Below are 468 nucleotides of genomic sequence, written 5' to 3' on the forward strand. Positions count from 1 at the left end.
GCTGTCGGTGGCCGTCTGGCTGATGACGCAGCTCCCCGGCTTGGCGGTGTCGTACCCCGCCGCCGTCACGTCCTTGCCGTCCTGGGTCACGCGGATGGGCGAGAGGGTCAGCTCCCCGTCCCCCTGCTGGCTCACAAACCCGTACCGCCCGGCGAAGATCTGCTGGGCCACCTCCCCCGTCAGGCTCCCGCCGTAGGCCCCGGACTCCCTGACCCCCTCGGCGATCTGCTCGTAGATATAGGCGTGGTAGCGCCCGGTCTCCGGGTCCTCCTTGATCACCGGCTGGGGCACCGGCTTCAGGGGGTCAAAGGGCGGGCCCACCGGCGGGGTCCCCTCCTCCTGCCGCTCCACCGCCGGCGGCGCGTCCGGGTCGATGAGGGTGTCGGTCAGGTAGAGGGTGGTGGTGTTCCCGTCCGCGTCGGTGGCGGTGCAGACCACCACAAAGCTGCCCGGCTGGGTGGTGTCCAC

1 protein-coding gene is annotated in these 468 nt (G+C 71.4%); it reads right to left on the reverse strand.

Annotation, left to right across the window (positions count from 1 at the left end; genetic code table 11):
- Positions 1-468: hypothetical protein (locus ACTNAU_RS13300; protein ID WP_441098680.1), on the reverse strand; the 468-nt coding region annotated here is incomplete at both ends.

It is taken from the genome of Bittarella sp. HCP28S3_D9, from assembly GCF_052065655.1.
In the GTDB taxonomy this organism is placed as follows: Bacteria; Bacillota; Clostridia; order Oscillospirales; family Ruminococcaceae; genus Bittarella; species Bittarella massiliensis.